The sequence below is a fragment of the Micrococcus sp. CH7 genome, assembly GCF_001595485.1.
Lineage (GTDB): Bacteria > Actinomycetota > Actinomycetes > Actinomycetales > Micrococcaceae > Micrococcus > Micrococcus luteus.
On record NZ_LOSQ01000018.1, the window covers coordinates 1 to 1234 of the forward strand.

At 55.9% G+C, this 1234-nt stretch carries 1 rRNA gene (cut by a window edge); it reads right to left on the reverse strand.

Annotation, left to right across the window (positions count from 1 at the left end):
* Nucleotides 1-19 precede the first annotated feature (19 nt).
* Nucleotides 20-1234 (reverse strand): 16S ribosomal RNA (locus AUV08_RS11770) (it continues 800 nt past the right edge of the window).

A 1234-nucleotide genomic window follows, 5' to 3' on the forward strand; every position in this document is an offset into this window, starting at 1 on the left:
GGTGCCAGATGCTCCTTAGAAAGGAGGTGATCCAGCCGCACCTTCCGGTACGGCTACCTTGTTACGACTTAGTCCTAATTACCGATCCCACCTTCGACGGCTCCCTCCACAAGGGTTAGGCCACCGGCTTCAGGTGTTACCGACTTTCATGACTTGACGGGCGGTGTGTACAAGACCCGGGAACGTATTCACCGCAGCGTTGCTGATCTGCGATTACTAGCGACTCCGACTTCATGAGGTCGAGTTGCAGACCTCAATCCGAACTGGGACCGGCTTTTTGGGATTCGCTCCACCTCACGGTATTGCAGCCCTTTGTACCGGCCATTGTAGCATGCGTGAAGCCCAAGACATAAGGGGCATGATGATTTGACGTCATCCCCACCTTCCTCCGAGTTGACCCCGGCAGTATCCCCTGAGTTCCCACCATTACGTGCTGGCAACAGAGAACGAGGGTTGCGCTCGTTGCGGGACTTAACCCAACATCTCACGACACGAGCTGACGACAACCATGCACCACCTGTATACGAGTGTCCAAAGAGTTGACTATTTCTAGCCCGTTCTCGTATATGTCAAGCCTTGGTAAGGTTCTTCGCGTTGCATCGAATTAATCCGCATGCTCCGCCGCTTGTGCGGGTCCCCGTCAATTCCTTTGAGTTTTAGCCTTGCGGCCGTACTCCCCAGGCGGGGAACTTAATGCGTTAGCTGCGTCACGGAGACCGTGGAAAGGCCCCCACAACTAGTTCCCAACGTTTACGGGGTGGACTACCAGGGTATCTAAGCCTGTTCGCTCCCCACCCTTTCGCTCCTCAGCGTCAGTTACGGCCCAGAGATCTGCCTTCGCCATCGGTGTTCCTCCTGATATCTGCGCATTCCACCGCTACACCAGGAATTCCAATCTCCCCTACCGCACTCTAGTCTGCCCGTACCCACTGCAGGCTGGAGGTTGAGCCTCCAGTTTTCACAGCAGACGCGACAAACCGCCTACGAGCTCTTTACGCCCAATAATTCCGGATAACGCTTGCGCCCTACGTATTACCGCGGCTGCTGGCACGTAGTTAGCCGGCGCTTTTTCTGCAGGTACCGTCACTCTCGCTTCTTCCCTGCTAAAAGAGGTTTACAACCCGAAGGCCGTCATCCCTCACGCGGCGTTGCTGCATCAGGCTTTCGCCCATTGTGCAATATTCCCCACTGCTGCCTCCCGTAGGAGTCTGGGCCGTGTCTCAGTCCCAGTGTG